The organism is Acanthopleuribacter pedis (assembly GCF_017377855.1).
Classification (GTDB): domain Bacteria; phylum Acidobacteriota; class Holophagae; order Acanthopleuribacterales; family Acanthopleuribacteraceae; genus Acanthopleuribacter; species Acanthopleuribacter pedis.
The window spans coordinates 39,680-56,272 of record NZ_JAFREP010000048.1; the positions used below are offsets into that span (position 1 = coordinate 39,680).

The window sequence follows — 16,593 nt, forward strand, 5'->3', positions numbered from 1 at the left end:
TTCGCCTCACATTCAAATAAAGCATGGCCCAGGGATCGGGGTGTGCGTGTCCCTACAGGACACGCGTGGTCGAGCTCGTCCCGAGCCGGAGAAATGCGTGGTCGAGCTCGTCCCGAGCCGGAGAAATGCGTGGTCGAGCCCGTCCCGAGCCGGGGAAACGCGTGGTCGAGCCCGTTCCGAGCCGGAGAAATGCGTGGTCGAGCTCGTCCCGAGCCGGAGAAATGCGTGGTCGAGCTCGTCCCGAGCCGGGGAAACGCGTGGTCGAGCCCGTCCCGAGCCGGAGAAATGCGTGGTCGAGCTCGTCCCGAGCCGGAGAAATGCATGGTCGAGCCCGTCCCGAGTCGGGGAAACGCGTGCCCGGGCTGGTCCCGAACCGGCAAAAGGCATAGCGGAGCCTGTCCCGAAAGCATGCCAACCAGGCAGGTCCCCATCCAGCCTATCCTAGCCGGGGATTTGCGGCGTGAAGTAGGTAACCCCGCGCAGGGTTTTTTTGAAATATTCTAAGAGGTCGTTGATCGCCGCGCGGTCCTTGGAAAAGTTGACGTGGTTTGCATTAATAATGATTAGTGGCGAGGCTTCGTAATGGAAGAAAAAGCGATTGTACGCTTCGACCACGTTCTCGATGTACTCCGGCGAGATGTTGAACTGCTTGATCTCTTTGCGCTTGCGCAGGTTCTCCAACACTTTCTCGGGCGACATCTGCAGGTAGACCACCAGGTCGGGGGCGACCTGATCCGCCGTAAGCATCGGGTACAACTTTTCGTACAGCGCCAACTCGCTGTCGCTCAAGTTCTGGTAGGCGTAGATGCGGTCCTTTTCAATAATGAAATCAGTGACGATGGTTTGCCGGAACAGGTTGGGTTGACGCAAACCCTGAAGTAACTGGAACCGGTTGAGCAGGAAAAAAAGCTGGGCTTGGAAGGCGGCGCCGTTGCGGTTTTTGTAAAAGTCCCACAAAAAGGGATTTTCGACGAGGTCCGGCGTCAGTTCGGCCTCCAATTCTTTGGCGACCAGCCGGGCCAAGCTCCGTTTCTCACAGCCGAGCGGGCCTTCAAATGCAATGTAGGAGTAAGGCGAAGCCATGGACCTTCCCTGATGGTGATGTGGAGCCCGTCACGGGGCGGGACGGCCTGATGCGCGACCCCGGCCGGCGCACACGCCCGACTTGGTTCCGTCTTGCCGTTGATCACGTTCATTCCAGGCCCAAACTATATCACCGAAGCAGGCTGTGCTCAAACCCAACTCAACGCGGGTTTCGGCCCGACGTCGACCCCGCCGCCTTTTTGAGGTATCATGCTCGCGCTGGGTTTGTTGGCGGGAAGGCTGGGTTGCCGCGACACACTTTCAACAGAATTGCACGCGCTTTACCGGTCACTCTGGTATATAGTAATAGCGGGTCAGTCTGCTGTCTGCTTTGTGTGCTTGCTCGTTCGACCCCTTCGGGTTGAATCCCCTGAGTTGCGCAAGGGTTGCCTTTCCTTCAGTCGCTAGCGCCGTTCGTCGGCGCCCTCCGTGACGAGCAGAACCTTCTGATCATGACCAACCGACCCGCGGAAGCTGTTTCTCCCCCGAAACTGTTTCCGACCATAATCAATTGTTGAGGCGCTAACCGACAAACCGAGCCTTTACCGCTTGTTTTGTCTTCCCGCTGTGTCGGAGACAGTGCCGTGAGTCTGGAGCTAAGTAAACATGGAAGAGCAACAAGAACCCAGTTTTGAACAACTTTTAAACGAATCTCAGGCCAACGAAGTCAAGTATGTTCAGCCTGGCCAAAAATTGACGGGTACCGTGGTGATGGTGTCCAAAGGTGTCGCTTATGTCGACATCGGCATGCGCACCGAAGCACAACTCACCATCGATGAAGAAGACGAGCGTTCGAGCGCCCTCCAAGAAGGCGCGCAAGTCGAGGTGTTCGTCGTCAAAAACAAGCAGCCGATCATCCTGAGTTTGGATCCCGTGATGGGGTTCGGCGACACCAGCAAAATCGCCGCGGCTTACGAAAAAGGTCAACCCGTTGAGGGGAAAGTCCAAGCCGCCATCAAAGGCGGGTTTGAGATTAACGTTGACGGCGTGCGTTGTTTCTGTCCCATCTCCCAGCTTGGTTTCCGCAACGAAGAAGATCGCGCCGCCGCGTTGGGTCAAACCTTTCCCTTCAAAGTCATCGAATTTGAAGCTGCCGGCGACAACGTCGTTCTTTCCCGCCGTGCATTGCTTGAAGAAGAACGCCAGAAGAAGATGGCCGCAACCCGCGAGAAGTTGCAGCCCGGCGCCGTATTGTCCGGCAAAGTTCGCGACATTCAATCCTTCGGTGCTTTTGTCGATCTCGGCGGCTTGACCGGTTTGGTTCACATCAGCCAATTGGCGCACCACAATGTTCAGCGCGTTGAAGACGTTTTGAGCGTCGGCGAAGAAGTCGAAGTCAAATTGTTGGAAACCAAAATCGACAAAAACGGCAAAGAGCGCATTTCCCTTTCCATTAAAGCGCTTCTGCCCGACCCCTGGGACGAGCTGCCCTTCGAAATGGGGCAAACCGTGACGGGCACCGTTGTTCGCAAAACCAACTTCGGCGTATTTTTTAACCTGGTCCCTGCCGTGGACGGTCTCTTGCCCATGCGCTTCATGAAAAAAGCCGGCAAGAACATCGACATCGACAGCTTCCAAGATGGTGATCAAGTTGAGCTGGAACTGGTTGAGATCAACCTGCACGACCGCAAAATCGCCCTGGCGCTCCCCGGCTGGAACGAAGAAATTCGCTCAAGCCTCAAGCCCGGTGACGAGCTCAAGGCCGAGGTGATCAAGGTCATCCCCGCCGGCGTGTTGGTTCAGTGTCTCGAGGATCCCGCCCGCGGCTTGATTCCCAAGCGCACCATGAAACAGGGCGCGATGAAGAACATCCTTGAAGCATTCGCACCCGGTTCTCAGCACTTGGTTGTTTTGGAAGAAATCGATGATCGCGGCCGTTACACCTTCGTCCTCAAAGGTGATTCCACCTCCGTTGACGACGGCACGCTGGGCCAATTCCTGGGACAGGAAGAAAGTCTGAACAACAACCCCTTTGCGACCTACTTCTCGGATCGCAACTAAGGGTTTCCCCAAATCCCTGGACCGCGTCATCCCGGCGCGGTTCAGTTAACCCGCATCGCTCCCCAAGACTTCCGCCGCGGAACTTTTGGGGCGCATACGGACTGGGTTTTTGGTTTGTCCATACGCGCTTCCTCGGCCGGGTACTCATCGATAGGAGCGACGTTCGTGACATCTTTTTTCTCTTTTTTTTCCGGCCGGACCCTTGTTCGTATGGCCGCCGTTCTGTTTGCGGCTTTTTATTTCACCGGTTGTGTGCAAATCAACCTCACCATGAATCTGGCGCCCGATGGGTCCGGGGTCACCCAAATCCGTCTTGAAATGCTCGACCAGATGCACGATATGTTGGAGAACATGGCCCGTCAGTCCGGCAAAGAAATGCCCTTGTTGGATGAGGATCGGCTCAACAATTACCTCGCCGACAACGCCGGTCAGTTGCGCAAGTACAGCAACACTGTCAAGGACGGCGTGCGCGTGATCGACGCCGTGGTGTTTGTCAAAGACGTTGCCGCCTTTATGGACGCCACCTCCAATGAGTTGATGCGCCTTGAGCGCGATGGAAACAAAGCCCGTTGGCACCTGATGAACACCGAAATGTCCCAGGCCTTTGCCGCCATGGATGACGCGTTGCTCGCCAACCAAATGCAAATGATGCGCAGCTCCATGAGCGGGCTCAATGTGCAAATGCAAGTAACCGTGCCCCATATCGCCGATACCAACCTCCAGAAGGTCGGCAGCACCACCGCGCGCTTCCTGCTCGATTTTGACAGCCAAATTGGCGAAAAAAGCGGGGACGAGGCGATTGCCGCCTTTCGTGCCTTGCTCGAGCCCAAATACGTCGATATCACCGGTCTCAAATAACCAATCGTGAACGGCGGGTCGCGGCGGTGGTGGGTTCGTCCGACCCCGACCCGCCCGCCGACCGCGACTTTTTGGCGTGGTTTGTTGACCGGCCGGCGCGGTGCTTTTTGCCGCCCCAAACCCTTGTATTCCCGTTCTTTTTGGCGCCCGTGGATGTGGAAAGATGAATTTACTGTTATAAATGATGAAACGAAATGGGCGCAACTCTCGCATAAATAGGGAAACTCTTTTCGGTACGCTTCCTGCTACTGGAAGACGGCCTCGGCGCAGAGCGACGCGTTGTGTTCGTGAAGACACCGCTTGGGTTTCCAGCGACAGCGCCTATTGTGTGACCATACAAACCGCCCCGCGGTTGGAGGAGTGAGCGGACTTGAGCACCGGTCAAATTGGAAACTTGAGCCCAGAAGTTCTGGTCGGCATCAAAAGCTTGTTGGTTCGCGCGCGGACCGTGGTGGAAGGGGCTCTGGTGGGTGAACACGTTTCACCGTTTCGCGGCGGCTCGGTTGAATTCGCCCAACACCGCTCCTACAGTCCCGGCGACGAGCTGCGCTACATCGACTGGCGTTTGTTTGCACGGACCGACAATTACCACGTCAAACAGTTCGAGGTAACCACCAACTTGCGGGCTTACCTCTTGCTGGATGCCAGTGGTTCCATGGATTACCCCCGACCCGAACAAGGGGTCGGCAAATTTCAATACGGCGCCATGTTGGCGGCCGCTTTTGCTTATATTTTGATTCGTCAGTCCGATTCCGTGGCGCTTTCGACCCACGGCGAAAAAGGCGTGATGTTTTTACCCCCGCGGAGCCAAGTTGCCTATATTCAACAAATTTGTGATGTGATCGATTCGGTACAACCGCGCGGTGATCAGGACATCATGGGCCTGTTGCAACATGCTCAGGATCGAATTGTTCACCGCGGAATGGTCGTTCTGTTTTCCGATTTTCTTGTGGATGTCGACGCCTTGATGGCCAAGATCCGCATCTTGAAAAGCCGTGGTCACGATCTGATTGTGTTCCAGATTCTCCATGCCGATGAACTGGAGTTTCCCTTTAACCGGTTTTACCGTTTTGAATCCATGGAAGACAGTCGCTTTTTGGTCGCCGACAGCAAACAAATTCGCGCGCAATACCTGGAAGCCTTGCAAGAGCACCAGGAACGCTTGGGCGCGGCGATGCGTAAAATCGGCGTTGATTACCACATCGTACGCACCGATCAAGAGCCCTCGCGGGTGCTGGCGGCGTGCCTGAACGGTCCGATGCGGGCCCAGAAGCTGCGCAAAATGTACTAATCCCCCGAGACGAATTCTTTCGAGGTCGCTATTTATGAGCCTGCTCAACATATCTTTTCTGGCGCCGCTCGCTTTTGTCGGGTTGCTGGTCCTTGGGATTCCGCTTTACCTGCACATGCGCCACAAGCCGCGTGCTGAGCGCTACGCCTTTCCCGCCATCGACTTTCTGCTGCGCGCCGAAAAGAAACGCAAACGTCGTTTCCATGTGGAGCAGTGGCTCCTGATGCTGTTCCGCCTCTTGATCGTGTTGTTTTTGGTTCTGATTTTCGCCAAGCCTTACGTTGATGAAAAATTCGGCGCCTCGGGCCTGAAGGTTAACGCGCCGCTGGTGGTGTTGCTCGACGATTCCGCCTCGATGATGGCCGCACCCGACGGCGAGCGCTTTTTCGAACGTGCCGTGGAGCAAATCGGGGATATGTTGTCGCAGCGCGGTGGTTCGGCGCCCACGCTGATCATGCTCGCATCCAACCCAGACGCCTTCCTGGACCGGACCACCACCACGGAAGTTGCCTCCGTCCTGGCCCAGCTTAAGGCGACCACCGGCTCGCCCAAGCTTGACGACGGCTACCGCCGCGCCCTCGAAATCGTGAAAGAAAAAGATTGGCAGCAAGCCATTTTGCGCATTTACACCGACGGCAGCCTTTCGGCTTGGTCGCAAATGCCGACCGAGCGGGACGGCAACGTGGAAGTGATTTACAACGCCATGCGGCGCGAGCGCGGTGTCGAAAACCTCGGTTTGGCCAAGGTCGACCAGGTGGTTGCCGACGCGAGTTCGATTGAGGTCGATTTGATGAACGGCGGCGGCCAGACGACCGCGGCCGATCTGCGGCTTTCCTTTTCCGACGGCACCAACCTGACCCATCCGTTGCGCCTAGACGGCTTCGACCGTGCCGTGCATCGCTTTGGGATGCAAGAAGAAATGCCCGCCACCCTGACCTTGCAATTGCCGCCCGATGATTTTGATTTGGACAACGAGGTGATTTACGCGCCGCGCGGTAACCGTCGCCTCAAGGTATTGATTCTCGACGGTGATCCCAGCCCCGAGGCCTTGCACGCCGAGAGTTTTTTCTTCAAAAACGCCTTGGGTCTGGAAGAGAGCAAGCAATACGGCTACGACCTCGACATCATTAGCCCCGCCGGCTTGAGCCCTGCCAAAATTGATTGGGCCGACGTGGTTTGCCTGCTCAATGCCGACCTGCCCCAGGGCGCGCTGTTAAAACAGGCGCTCGACGCCGGCAAAGGCGTGTTTATCAGCCAGGGCGCCCGCGTTGACACCAAGGCTTGGAACGGATTTTTGGGCGAATACGGCTTGGAGTTATGGGAGACCAAAACCCTGGATCCACCCATCCCCGCCGGCATCCGCGAATTTGACCACCCGCTCTTTTCACCCTTCGAGCAGGATGCCTGGGCTTCCTACATGGAAGGGATGAACATCGGCAAGTTTAACTTGATCACTGTTGGCCGCGGTCAGGCCAAGGTGCCCATTGCCTTTGCCGACGGCACCCCCTTGCTGGTGACCATGGACCTGAAACCCGGCCGACTCGCGATTTGGACCAGCTCGCTTGATTTGGACTGGAACAATTTTGCGCTTAGCTTCGGTTACGTTCCCTTCGTTCGGCAGATGATGCGTTACCTTGCCGAGCAGGAAGGCGTCGCCGGTTACCAGAACCTCACCGTTTCCGAGGTGTTGGAACAGGACATTGCCGCCTCACTAAACCCCAAACACATTGCCGGGCCGTTCCGCGGGTTGGATATTGCCGGACCAAAACCCGGCATTTATACGCGTGATTTAGATAACCGCACCGAGTTTGTCCAAGTTCGACTCGACGACGCCGAGTTGGACTTCAAATCCTTCGACCAAATCGGCGAGAGCGGTGATAGCGAAGGCGCCTCCATGATGGAGCAAGCCGGTTTCCGCAGTTACGTTCGGGCCGAGTTGGCACCACAAGTGCAATGGATGTTGTTTGCCATGATTCTTGTCGAGAGTTTGGTGGCCGCTCGGGTCAGTCGACAGTGGGGGAGGCGCTAATGGACCGTCGTCGTTTTTTACTTACCGGTGGGGGCATCCTCACCGCCGCCTGCCTGCCCGCCCTCGCGGAACGTTCCGGCGCCTTTCAATACAGCCTGTTGCGTTTGGGCGACCAGTGGGAAGAACGGCGCCGCGCCCTGGTGAAGCTCAGCTTCGAGGTGCAAAAACGATGCAACATTCCCATCGAAACCACGCCGACCGTGATCAATATTGGGCAAATTGCCAAGGTGAACTCGCCGTTTTTTGTCATCAGCGGCGGCACCGCCTTCAAACAGCCCGGCCAAGGCGACGCCCGCGCCATGCGACTGGTACTCAACTCAGGTGGCATTTTGTTGTTTGACGACACCTCGCCCGACGGCGATACCGCTTTTTACCAAGCCGCGCTGACCTTCATGCGCAAGGTCTACCCCGAACTCGAGGGGCCTTTTCCGCTACCGCGCGATCACGCCGTTTACCAGAGTTATTACCTTTTAAAAGAACCACGCGGACGCCTCAACAAACGCGATTACCTTGAGGGCTGGACCATGGGCGGCCGTACCCGTGCTTTTTTCTCTCACAACGATTTGCTCGGCGCCATGGAGGCCGACCAGCTCGGTAGTTGGCGTTTCAATATGGAGATCGGCGGTGGGTTCCGGCGCGAGTTGTGTTTCCGCCTCGGCATCAACATGACGTACTACACCTTGACCCTGAACTACAAAAAAGACCGGGCGTTTCCGCCGATTATTGAGAGGAGGCGTCGCATATGAACGGTTGGCCGCAACTGGAGCTACAACCGATCGGTCCGCTTTGGCTTGAAATCGGCGTGCTGCTCACCACCATCGGAATTTTTGTTTATTCCGTTTACGCGACCCAATATCAGCCCGTCAAGGTTCGCGTGATTTCCGCGTTTTTGCGGTTCTTGCTGCTGGCCTCGGGTTACTTTTTGCTGCATCATCCCACCCTCACCCGCCAAGTGATCGAGCCGCAACCTTCGCGCATGGCCGTCCTGATTGACCGCTCCGGGAGTATGGGGGCCGAGGTTGAAGACGGCAGCTCGCGTTACCAAAAGGCCTTTGACGTGCTGGACGACCTGCGAGCCGCCGGTACGGATTTTGACGTGTACGAATTTGATCAAACCGTGTCCGAGCCGCTCGGCGCCGTGCCCGCCCCGCGCCGTTTGTCCGGCAACCGGACCGACTTTTACGGCAGCTTGTCCCAGTTTTTGGGCAAACATTCTGATTACACGTCGCTTACCCTTTTATCCGACGGCCACGACCTGGGTCGGTTCAGTCAGATGTCCGTTGAGGATACGCGCCAGTGGTTGAACCGTTTGAACGCGCCGCCCATCAATACCGTGCTTATTGGTGACCAACTCTCCGGGCCCGAGGTCGCCATCCACTCCATCGACGCGCCCGCTTTTTCCTTTGTGCGTGCGCCGCTCACCATCCGCGCCACCATCATCGTGCGCAACTTGGACGGTTTCCAAACGCAAGCCCAGCTTCTCGATGGTGAGAACATCATTCAAATCAAAGACTTGGTATTGGATGACCAGGGGTTTGGCACCGTTGAGTTTCAGTTTTATCCCGAACAACAGGGCGAACATCTTTACACCATTCACATTCCCCCGCACCACTTGGAAACCAATACCGAAAACAACAGCCAACAGGTTTTGGTTGATATCGGCCGCGACAAAATCAGCGTGTTGCACATTTCCGGGAGCATTACCTGGGACTTGCAAGGTTTGCGCGCCATGTTCGAACGCGACCCCTTGGTTGATTTAACCGCCTTCTACATTATGCGTACCCGTGAACATGTTCAGATTGGCACCGACAACCGCAGCATTCCCCACGACGAAATGGCACTGGTCCCTTTTCCCACCGAAGAGATTTTCGACCGCCAACTGTTTGGTTTCGACGTGGTCGTATTCCAGGATTTTGACGCCGGTAACTACTTCAGTGATTCCTACCAGGCGCGGCGTTTGATGAGCAAAATCAAAGAATTCGTCCAAAACCACCACGGTGGTTTTGTGGTGGTCGGGGGGCCGCGTACCGCCGGCGGTCCCAGTCTGGGGTTGACCCCGCTGGCAGAAGTGTTGCCGTTGGTACCGCCCAATTACCGTACCCCGTTCGACGCCGAGACCCATGATTCCACCTTAACCGATCAGGGCAAGAACCATCCCATCCTGCGTTTGTTCGACGGCGACACCATGAAATTTACCGGTACCATGGCGGGGGTTCGCCTGAACGAAGGGGCGGAAACGCTGTTGCGCGACCAAGGGGGCCGGCCGCTCCTCAGTGTCATGGAGCCGGGAAGTGGCAGAACCTTGTTTCTGAATACAAGTTCGAGTTGGCAATGGCAGCGGGACGCCCTGGCCGCCGGCAAAACCGGTGAGTCCTACTACGATTTCTGGGAACAGGCGTTGAAGTGGGTCATCCAAGATCCCTCCCTCAACCAGGTCCGCATTACCACCTCCAAAACCGCCGCCGACCCGCTCAAGCTCGATATTGAAGTGCTGTTGCGGCAACGCAACTACCAGCCCGCCGCCACCACCGAGGCCGTCCTGCAGGTGACCCCGCTTGATAACCGCGGCGATCCCGTCTCGCTGACCTTCACCACCGATTACAGTGGTCGTGCCGAGAAAACCTTTACCGCCGAACGGCCCGGTTATTACCGCTTGGCCTTCACCGAGGGGCCCTGGTCCGAGTTGTCGCGCCCGCGCACCCTGTTCCTGGGCGGTTCCCAAGACGAATTGCGCAACCTCGACTTGGTACCCGAGACCTTGCAGCGCTTGGCCAACTACACCAACGGTTCGTTTCAGTCACGGGTCGACCGCTTCGAGGGTCGTCAATTGGCCATGAAAACACCCGAGGACAAACACGTCATCGAAACGCATCGTGTCAAAATTCGCAATTGGATCTGGAGCTTGCCGATATTGCTTTTGATCGCCAGCCTGGAATGGGCCGTCCGCCGTTCCAGTCAACTTGCTTGAGGTTGTTATGCATCAACTCCATCACAGTTTGAGCCAATACGGCCGGCGCCTCCTCCTTACGCGCGCCTGGCGCACGGCGATGCAATGGTTGGCGGCGCTCGGCGCCTACTACCTGCTTTATTTCCTAGCCGTCCTTGGGGTGAAAAGCTTTTCACTAACCTGGCCGGGCCTTTTGTATCTGCCGACGGCCCTCACCGTCGCCTTTGCCGGCCTGGGCCTTTGGCGCTTCTGGCAACTGCGCAATGCCCGCGAGGTCGCCCGCCGTTTGGAAGTGCTGCACCCACACATGGCCCTGCGTATCCGTTCCGCCCTGGATTTTGTGGAGGGCAAAAGCGATCAATCCGACGCCGGTCTCCGCGAGGAGTACGTCGGCCAAGTGGTGGACGGCGTACAGGCGTTGCCCCACGGCGAGCCCGCTCGCTTCAAATGGACCCGCTATGCCGCGAGTTTAACGGCGGTTAACCTGGCCTTGCTCCTGCTCTTTTTCGGTGATTTGTCCAACAAGTTCTACAACCCCAGCATCAGTTTCGGTCAAACCCACCTCGATCTCAATGAGGGCAGCATTACCATTTTTGAACCCGAATACACCCAAATCCCCGGCCGTACCTTGCCGCTGAAGCCCGGTTCCTTTAGCGCTTATCCCGGCAGCCGGGTTCGCTTTATGATCGACTTACCCGAGGGCACCCGCCGCTTGTTCTTGGAACAGGATGACGGCAAACCCATTGAATTGCCCATGACCGAAACCAATCAGGTCGCCCATGAATTCGTCCTTTTGCAGGATACCGCCGTGAAGTTCCTGGTGGATGACGCCCACAACGGCGGGCAAACCCAGCCCTACCTCTTAAAAGTGAAACAGGACCACATCCCCGAGGTCCTTTTGCGCAGCCACACCCCCGAGGGCATGCTCAACGTGTTGGATCCGCTCATCGTGGAAGTCGAAACCAAAGACGACTTCGGCGTAAAGATGCTGGAGGCCGTGGTGACCTGGGAAGGGGGCGAGAAGCGCATCCCGATTGCCGTTCCCGTCGAGCGGAAGAACCATTTCATTACCCGCAATCAATGGTATTTGAGTGATTTGGATCTCGATAAAACCGCCCGGTTCTCGATTTACTTCGAGGCCCGTGACAACAATCCGATTAACGGACCCGGCGTGGGGCGCTCACGGGAGTTGACCTATGAATTGGAAAGCCCCGAGCGTAAGTACGACGAGTTTATGGAAATCGCCAAGCAACTGCTCGACACCATGACCCATACCCTCGGCGATAACCTCGATACCGAACTGCCGCCGCGCCCGGAAGAAGTTGCGCTCCGTGAGGCCAAAATCCTGGGGCAAAGCATTCAGCAGGGTTTGTACCGCGGCTCTGAGCTCACCAACCTGCTCATTACCAAGGTTCGCGAGACGCCCAACATCACCCGGCTCGACCAGAACTTCCTCTACAAGTACCGCAACAACATCAGCCGAGCTTCGCGCATGCGGGCCGAGATGGAAACCTATTACAACCGCCGCGGCGCCTTTAACCATCTGCGTACCAACCACCGGCACGAGGAGATCCGCCTCGAGAATTTGACCTATGAACTTTTGTTGCAACTCAAGATTTGGGCCGTTTTGGAACTGGAACGCCAAAATAATGAATTGGAACAGAACCTCGACCAGCTCCAACAATTACTCGATAACAGCGAGAACATGGACCAGCAAGAACTGATGAAAATGTTCGAGAAACTCATGAATGAGGTCATGAAAGAGTTTCAGGAGATGATGGAAAAGGCCGCCCAGCAGATGGACATGTCCATGGAAGAGTTCATGAACATGGACGCCAACAACTTCCAACAAGATCAAATGCAGGAAATGCAGAAAAAGATCATGGAAGCGCTTAAAGAAGGCGACATGGAAAAGGCCAAGCGCCTCATGGAGGAAATGCGCCGCCAAATGCAAGGTGCCATGAATTCCATGCAGCAGGCCATGGGTGAAATGTCGCCCGAGATGCAGGAGATGATGAAACAAATGCGTGAGTTCATGGGTCTCCTGCGCGAACTCAAGGCACAACAAGAGAAGTTGGAAGGGGATACCCAGGGCCTCCGCCGCGAGATGGATCAGAAAATGGGCGGTAATCAAGCCCAACCCTCGCCGCAACAACAAGCCGAACAAAAGAAAATCATGGAGAACATCCACCGCAAAATCTCCGAACTCCACAACCGTCTTGTCGACTTCAACACCGAAACCCTGATGGACGAACTGCAACAACGCCAACTCGATTTGGAGCAACGGCTCGAGACCGAGGATCTCAGTGACCGGCGGCGCCATTCCGTTCGCAGCGAATTGCGTACCCTGCAACAAACACGCAAGTTCATCGAGCAAAATGGTCTGGACCGCTTGCAAAACGCCACCCTGCGTTCCTTGGAACAAACAGAAAAAATGCAGGAATACCTGGATCAAGGCGAGCTGATGCTCAGCTTGGAGACCGGCCAAAAACTCGACTCCTTTTTGAGCCGGGGCGAAAACGTCGCCCACCGCAGCGTCCCCGACGGCATGGAAAACGATCCGCAAGCACGCGAAACCTTTGGTGAAGCACGCAACGAACTGATGGAAATCCTCGACGCCCTGCGCGGCCTGCGGAACCAAATGGAACAAAAACGCCAAAACTTCATGCAACAATCGGGTGAAAACCAGCAGGAACAACTCGCACAACGCCAACAACAGCTCCAGGAAATGATTCAGCAATTCCAGCAGCAGGCTGGGGATTCTCTGGAAGGTTCGCCGCTGTTCCAAAAGCTGGGCGATATCCAGCGTTCCATGCGCTCGGCCGAGGGCAAGCTAAATAATTCCCAATTGGAAGGGGCCGTTCAATATGAGCAAGATACCCTTCAAAGAATCGGTGAGCTGATGGAGCAACTTCAACAAGCCCAGCAGCCTAGTCCTGGCAACCCCATGCCGATGATGGGTGGCATGCCCATGCAACGCGAGCGAATGCAGGGTGACCCCCTTATCAAGGACTTCTATATTCCCGATAGTCAGAAAAAGGCTTCTCGCGATGAAATGAAAGACGCCATCCGTAAACAATTGCAAAAGAACTTGCCGGATGAATACGGCAAAGAAATCAGGAAGTACTATGAAAAACTCATGGACCAATAACTTCATTCTTTGCGTGTTGGCGGCCGTTCTCTGTTGCGGGAACCTCGCCATGGCTCATGGCGGCGGTAGTCCGCCGGGCTCCGGCCAAGACGAGGGTTCGCTCGAGGATCGGCGCGCGGCTTTTGAAGCCGCCTTGCGGGATGTACTCGATGAGGAACAGCGCAAAGCCTTGCGCAACGCCTTTGATCACTCCGAGACCATCGGCGAGATCATGACACTGCTGCGCGCCTTGCGCCCGGAAGAAGCCAACCGCGTCCGTGAGCAAGCCAAATTGCCCAAGGACTTCGATCACCTGTTCCACGGTTGGGTATTGCACCAACAAGGCCTTTACGAAAAAGCGCACCAGCAATTCAGCAAGGTGGATAAAGCCACGCTTGAGGTCGACGGCTATTTGGCCAACCGTTACGATGAACTGATGAAAACCGCCGCGGCGCTTCAGGACTTCGAGGTATTCGAGACCCAAAATTTCAGTATTCGCTACCAGGACGGCCCCGACAAAGTCATGCTCGCCTACCTGCCCGACATTCTCGAACGGGTGTATTCCGAATATGCGCGCATTTTTCAATTTACGCGCGGCGAAAAAATCATCGTTGAGGTCATGCCGGACTACAAGCTTTTCTCCTACGCCTCCGCGCTGACCAAATCCCAAATTGAAACCACCGGGACCATCGCCCTCTGTGTTGAGAACCGGTTGGTGATGATGACCCCGCGCCGCGTCGCCCGCGGCTACTACTGGCCCGACGTCATCGCCCACGAGTACGTGCACTACATCCTCACCAAACACAGCCATGACAAGGCACCGCTTTGGTTTCAGGAGGGCGTCGCCAAATATTTTGAGGCCAAGTGGGAAAAACCCGACGCCGATCCGCTTGGCGCCATGCTCGAAAGCAGCTTGGCCAGGGCCATTAAAGCCGATAGCTTCTTGACCGTTGAACAGATGATGCCGTCTTTTGCCGCCCTGCCTACCGCCGAACTGGCGACCCAGGCCTATGCACAAACCGCCTCCATGGTGGACTATCTGTGCCAGAGCAAAAGCGAGGATGTGATTTACAAAATCGCCGTCGATCTGCCCCAGAAAGGCGACATCGACAGCGTGTTGTCCGACATGTTGGGTGTGCCCTTCAGCACCTTTGAAGAGGACTGGAAGAAATGGGCGAGGACCCGCGATTACAAAGTTCATTTCGAGGTGGACCCGTTTCAAGGCGTCACGTTGTTGGACGAGGACGCCTCGACCGAGGGCATTGCCGAGCTGGACAAGGAAAACGATAAAGGCCGCAAACATACCCGTTTGGGTGATCTGCTTTTGGAGCGGAACCGTTACCAAGCCGCTTTGCAGCAGTACCAGAAAACCGTGGTTGCCAACGAAACCATTCACCGCCAGATTTTGTTGCGTATGTTGCGCTGTCTCCAGTTCTTGAACCGTCCTCGCGACATGATCGATTTGATTCAAGAGAACGTGCCGGTTTTGCATGAGGACGCCACCATGTTGGTCCATTTGGGGCGTGCCTACCTGGAATTGGACGATAAAGCCTCTTCCGCGGCAAACCTTCGCGCCGCTACGCGCGTAAACCCCTTTTACCCGGATATTTACCGACTCTTGATGCAGACCTACGATGCCGAAAAAGACGCGGCTGAGATTCAAGAAATTCAGCGTTTGCTGGAAACGCTGAACAAAAAACCCGTGGGGAACAAAGAAACCAAAACCTAACTGTTCCCGCCTCCAAACCGCCTTTTTCCGGCGTCCGGTTCCCCGGTTCCGCGTGAAAGGTGGTGTCTATCCCCCATATTATGAAGGAGTCTCCATGACGCGTGTTGCCTCGCCTGAAGTGGACCAAGATGTGTTCCGCGAAAAAGTAAAAGATGTGCATTCCGGTTACGAGGATCTCAAACGCGAGATCGGTAAAGTGGTGATCGGTCAGCACAAGGTCATCGATTTAATGATCATTTCGATGTTTACCAGCAGTCACTCCTTGTTGATGGGGGTGCCGGGTTTGGCGAAAACCTTGTTGGTCCACTCCTTGGCCGACTCCACCAGCCTTTCGTTTACACGGGTTCAGTTTACGCCGGACATGATGCCGAGCGACCTGATCGGCACCGAGATTTTGCAGGAAGACCGTTCCACCGGTCAGCGTGCTTTTAGGTTCGTAAAGGGACCTTTGTTCACCAACATGTTGTTGGCCGACGAAATTAACCGGACCACGCCCAAGACCCAAGCCGCGCTGCTGCAATCCATGCAGGAACGCCAGGTTTCCGCGGCGGGAACCACCTACCAGTTGGACCCACCGTTTTTGGTATTTGCGACCCAGAACCCGATTGAGCAGGAGGGCACCTATCCCTTGCCGGAAGCGCAGCTCGATCGTTTCTTGTTCCGTATTGACGTCGATTACCCCCAGCATGACGAAGAGATCCAAATGGTTATGAACACTACCTCGCGCGCCGAGGCGACCATTGAACCGGTGTACACCATCGACCGTCTGTTGGCGCACCAAGCTTTGGTTCGTCGTATTCCCGCGAGTGAAACCGTGGTCCGTTACGCGGTGGCTTTGGTTCGCGCGACCCGACCCAACGGGGAAGGCGCCAACAAGTTCGCCGAGGAAAACATCCGCTGGGGCGCGGGTCCGCGTGCGAGTCAATCGTTGATTTTGGCGGGGAAAGCGCGGGCCTTGTTGCAGGGTCGTTTCGCCGTCGAAAAAGAAGACATCGACGCCTTGGCCGAACCCATCTTGGTCCACCGCATCATGCCGACGTTCAAAGCGGAGGCGGAGGGCGTGACCGCACGGAATTTGATCGAAAAGTGTCGGGAGATGACCCGCGTTTAGCAAGGTCTTCCACAACGGGGCCCGATCCGGTAAACCCTGTTGTGGCCCGCAAACCGATATGACGGGCCGGGCCTTGATCCGGCGAACCCTGTTGGGTTCAAACACGGGAATAACGGAACATATGGACGGGCCTTGATCCGGCGAACCCTGATGGGGTTCAAACACGGGAATAACGAAACATTTGGACGGGCCTTGATCCGGAGAACCCTGATGGGTTCAAACACGGGAATAACGGAACATATGGACGGGCCTTGATCCGGCGAACCCTGTTGGGGTTCAAACACGGGAATAACGGAACATATGGACGGGCCTTGATCCGGCGAGCCCTGTTGGGGTTCAAACACGGGAATAACGGAACATATTTGGACGGGCATTGATCCGGCGAACCCTGATGGGGTTCAAACACGGGAATAA

Annotated in this window: 10 protein-coding genes; 9 read left to right on the forward strand and 1 reads right to left on the reverse strand. The window is 56.1% G+C overall.

Annotated elements, in window-relative coordinates:
• Positions 1 to 441: 441 nt before the first annotated feature.
• A complete protein-coding gene (locus J3U88_RS31660; protein ID WP_207863035.1) occupies positions 442 to 1,083 on the reverse strand; it encodes a deoxynucleoside kinase in 642 nt (213 codons plus the stop codon).
• A gap of 606 nt (positions 1,084 to 1,689) precedes the next feature.
• On the opposite strand from J3U88_RS31660, the gene J3U88_RS31665 reads away from it, so the two are divergent.
• From J3U88_RS31665 to J3U88_RS31705, 9 genes are all read left to right on the forward strand, one after another.
• Positions 1,690 to 3,084 (forward strand): S1 RNA-binding domain-containing protein, encoded by a 1,395-nt coding sequence (locus tag J3U88_RS31665; protein WP_207863036.1) that lies wholly within the window; start codon positions 1,690 to 1,692, stop codon positions 3,082 to 3,084.
• 165 nt (positions 3,085 to 3,249) lie between these two features.
• Positions 3,250 to 3,942 carry a hypothetical protein gene (locus J3U88_RS31670; RefSeq protein WP_207863037.1) on the forward strand — a complete coding sequence of 231 codons (693 nt, stop codon included), beginning with the start codon at positions 3,250 to 3,252 and terminating at the stop codon, positions 3,940 to 3,942.
• Between the two features lie 370 nt (positions 3,943 to 4,312).
• Complete coding sequence (locus tag J3U88_RS31675) at positions 4,313 to 5,233, forward strand: DUF58 domain-containing protein (RefSeq protein ID WP_207863038.1); 921 nt, start codon at positions 4,313 to 4,315, stop codon at positions 5,231 to 5,233.
• 34 nt (positions 5,234 to 5,267) lie between these two features.
• A complete protein-coding gene (locus J3U88_RS31680) occupies positions 5,268 to 7,262 on the forward strand; it encodes a vWA domain-containing protein (protein WP_207863039.1) in 1,995 nt (664 codons plus the stop codon).
• The gene (locus tag J3U88_RS31685; protein WP_207863040.1) at positions 7,262 to 8,008 is read left to right on the forward strand and encodes a DUF4159 domain-containing protein; all 747 of its coding nucleotides are present in this window, start codon (positions 7,262 to 7,264) and stop codon (positions 8,006 to 8,008) included. Before J3U88_RS31680 ends, J3U88_RS31685 begins: the two co-directional genes overlap by 1 nt.
• Positions 8,005 to 10,230: a hypothetical protein gene (locus J3U88_RS31690; protein ID WP_207863041.1), complete on the forward strand. Its 2,226-nt coding sequence runs from the start codon at positions 8,005 to 8,007 to the stop codon at positions 10,228 to 10,230. The genes J3U88_RS31685 and J3U88_RS31690 overlap by 4 nt, the downstream gene beginning before the upstream one ends.
• A 7-nt stretch (positions 10,231 to 10,237) precedes the next feature.
• Positions 10,238 to 13,360 (forward strand): DUF4175 family protein, encoded by a 3,123-nt coding sequence (locus J3U88_RS31695; RefSeq protein WP_207863042.1) that lies wholly within the window; start codon positions 10,238 to 10,240, stop codon positions 13,358 to 13,360.
• Entirely contained in the window at positions 13,338 to 15,068 is a 1,731-nt protein-coding gene (locus J3U88_RS31700) for a peptidase MA family metallohydrolase (RefSeq protein ID WP_207863043.1), read from the forward strand. Before J3U88_RS31695 ends, J3U88_RS31700 begins: the two co-directional genes overlap by 23 nt.
• Before the next feature lie 94 nt (positions 15,069 to 15,162).
• Positions 15,163 to 16,179 carry an AAA family ATPase gene (locus tag J3U88_RS31705; protein ID WP_207863044.1) on the forward strand — a complete coding sequence of 339 codons (1,017 nt, stop codon included), beginning with the start codon at positions 15,163 to 15,165 and terminating at the stop codon, positions 16,177 to 16,179.
• The last annotated feature ends 414 nt before the right edge of the window (positions 16,180 to 16,593 follow it).

Bases quoted from the DNA above. Each gene is read 5' to 3' on its own strand.
- J3U88_RS31660 (WP_207863035.1), bottom strand. From the start codon at position 1,083: ATGGCTTCGCCTTACTCCTACATTGCATTTGAAGGCCCGCTCGGCTGT.
- J3U88_RS31665 (WP_207863036.1), top strand. From the start codon at position 1,690: ATGGAAGAGCAACAAGAACCCAGTTTTGAACAACTTTTAAACGAATCT.
- J3U88_RS31680 (WP_207863039.1), top strand. From the start codon at position 5,268: ATGAGCCTGCTCAACATATCTTTTCTGGCGCCGCTCGCTTTTGTCGGG.
- J3U88_RS31685 (WP_207863040.1), top strand. From the start codon at position 7,262: ATGGACCGTCGTCGTTTTTTACTTACCGGTGGGGGCATCCTCACCGCC.
- J3U88_RS31690 (WP_207863041.1), top strand. From the start codon at position 8,005: ATGAACGGTTGGCCGCAACTGGAGCTACAACCGATCGGTCCGCTTTGG.
- J3U88_RS31695 (WP_207863042.1), top strand. From the start codon at position 10,238: ATGCATCAACTCCATCACAGTTTGAGCCAATACGGCCGGCGCCTCCTC.
- J3U88_RS31700 (WP_207863043.1), top strand. From the start codon at position 13,338: ATGAAAAACTCATGGACCAATAACTTCATTCTTTGCGTGTTGGCGGCC.
- J3U88_RS31705 (WP_207863044.1), top strand. From the start codon at position 15,163: ATGACGCGTGTTGCCTCGCCTGAAGTGGACCAAGATGTGTTCCGCGAA.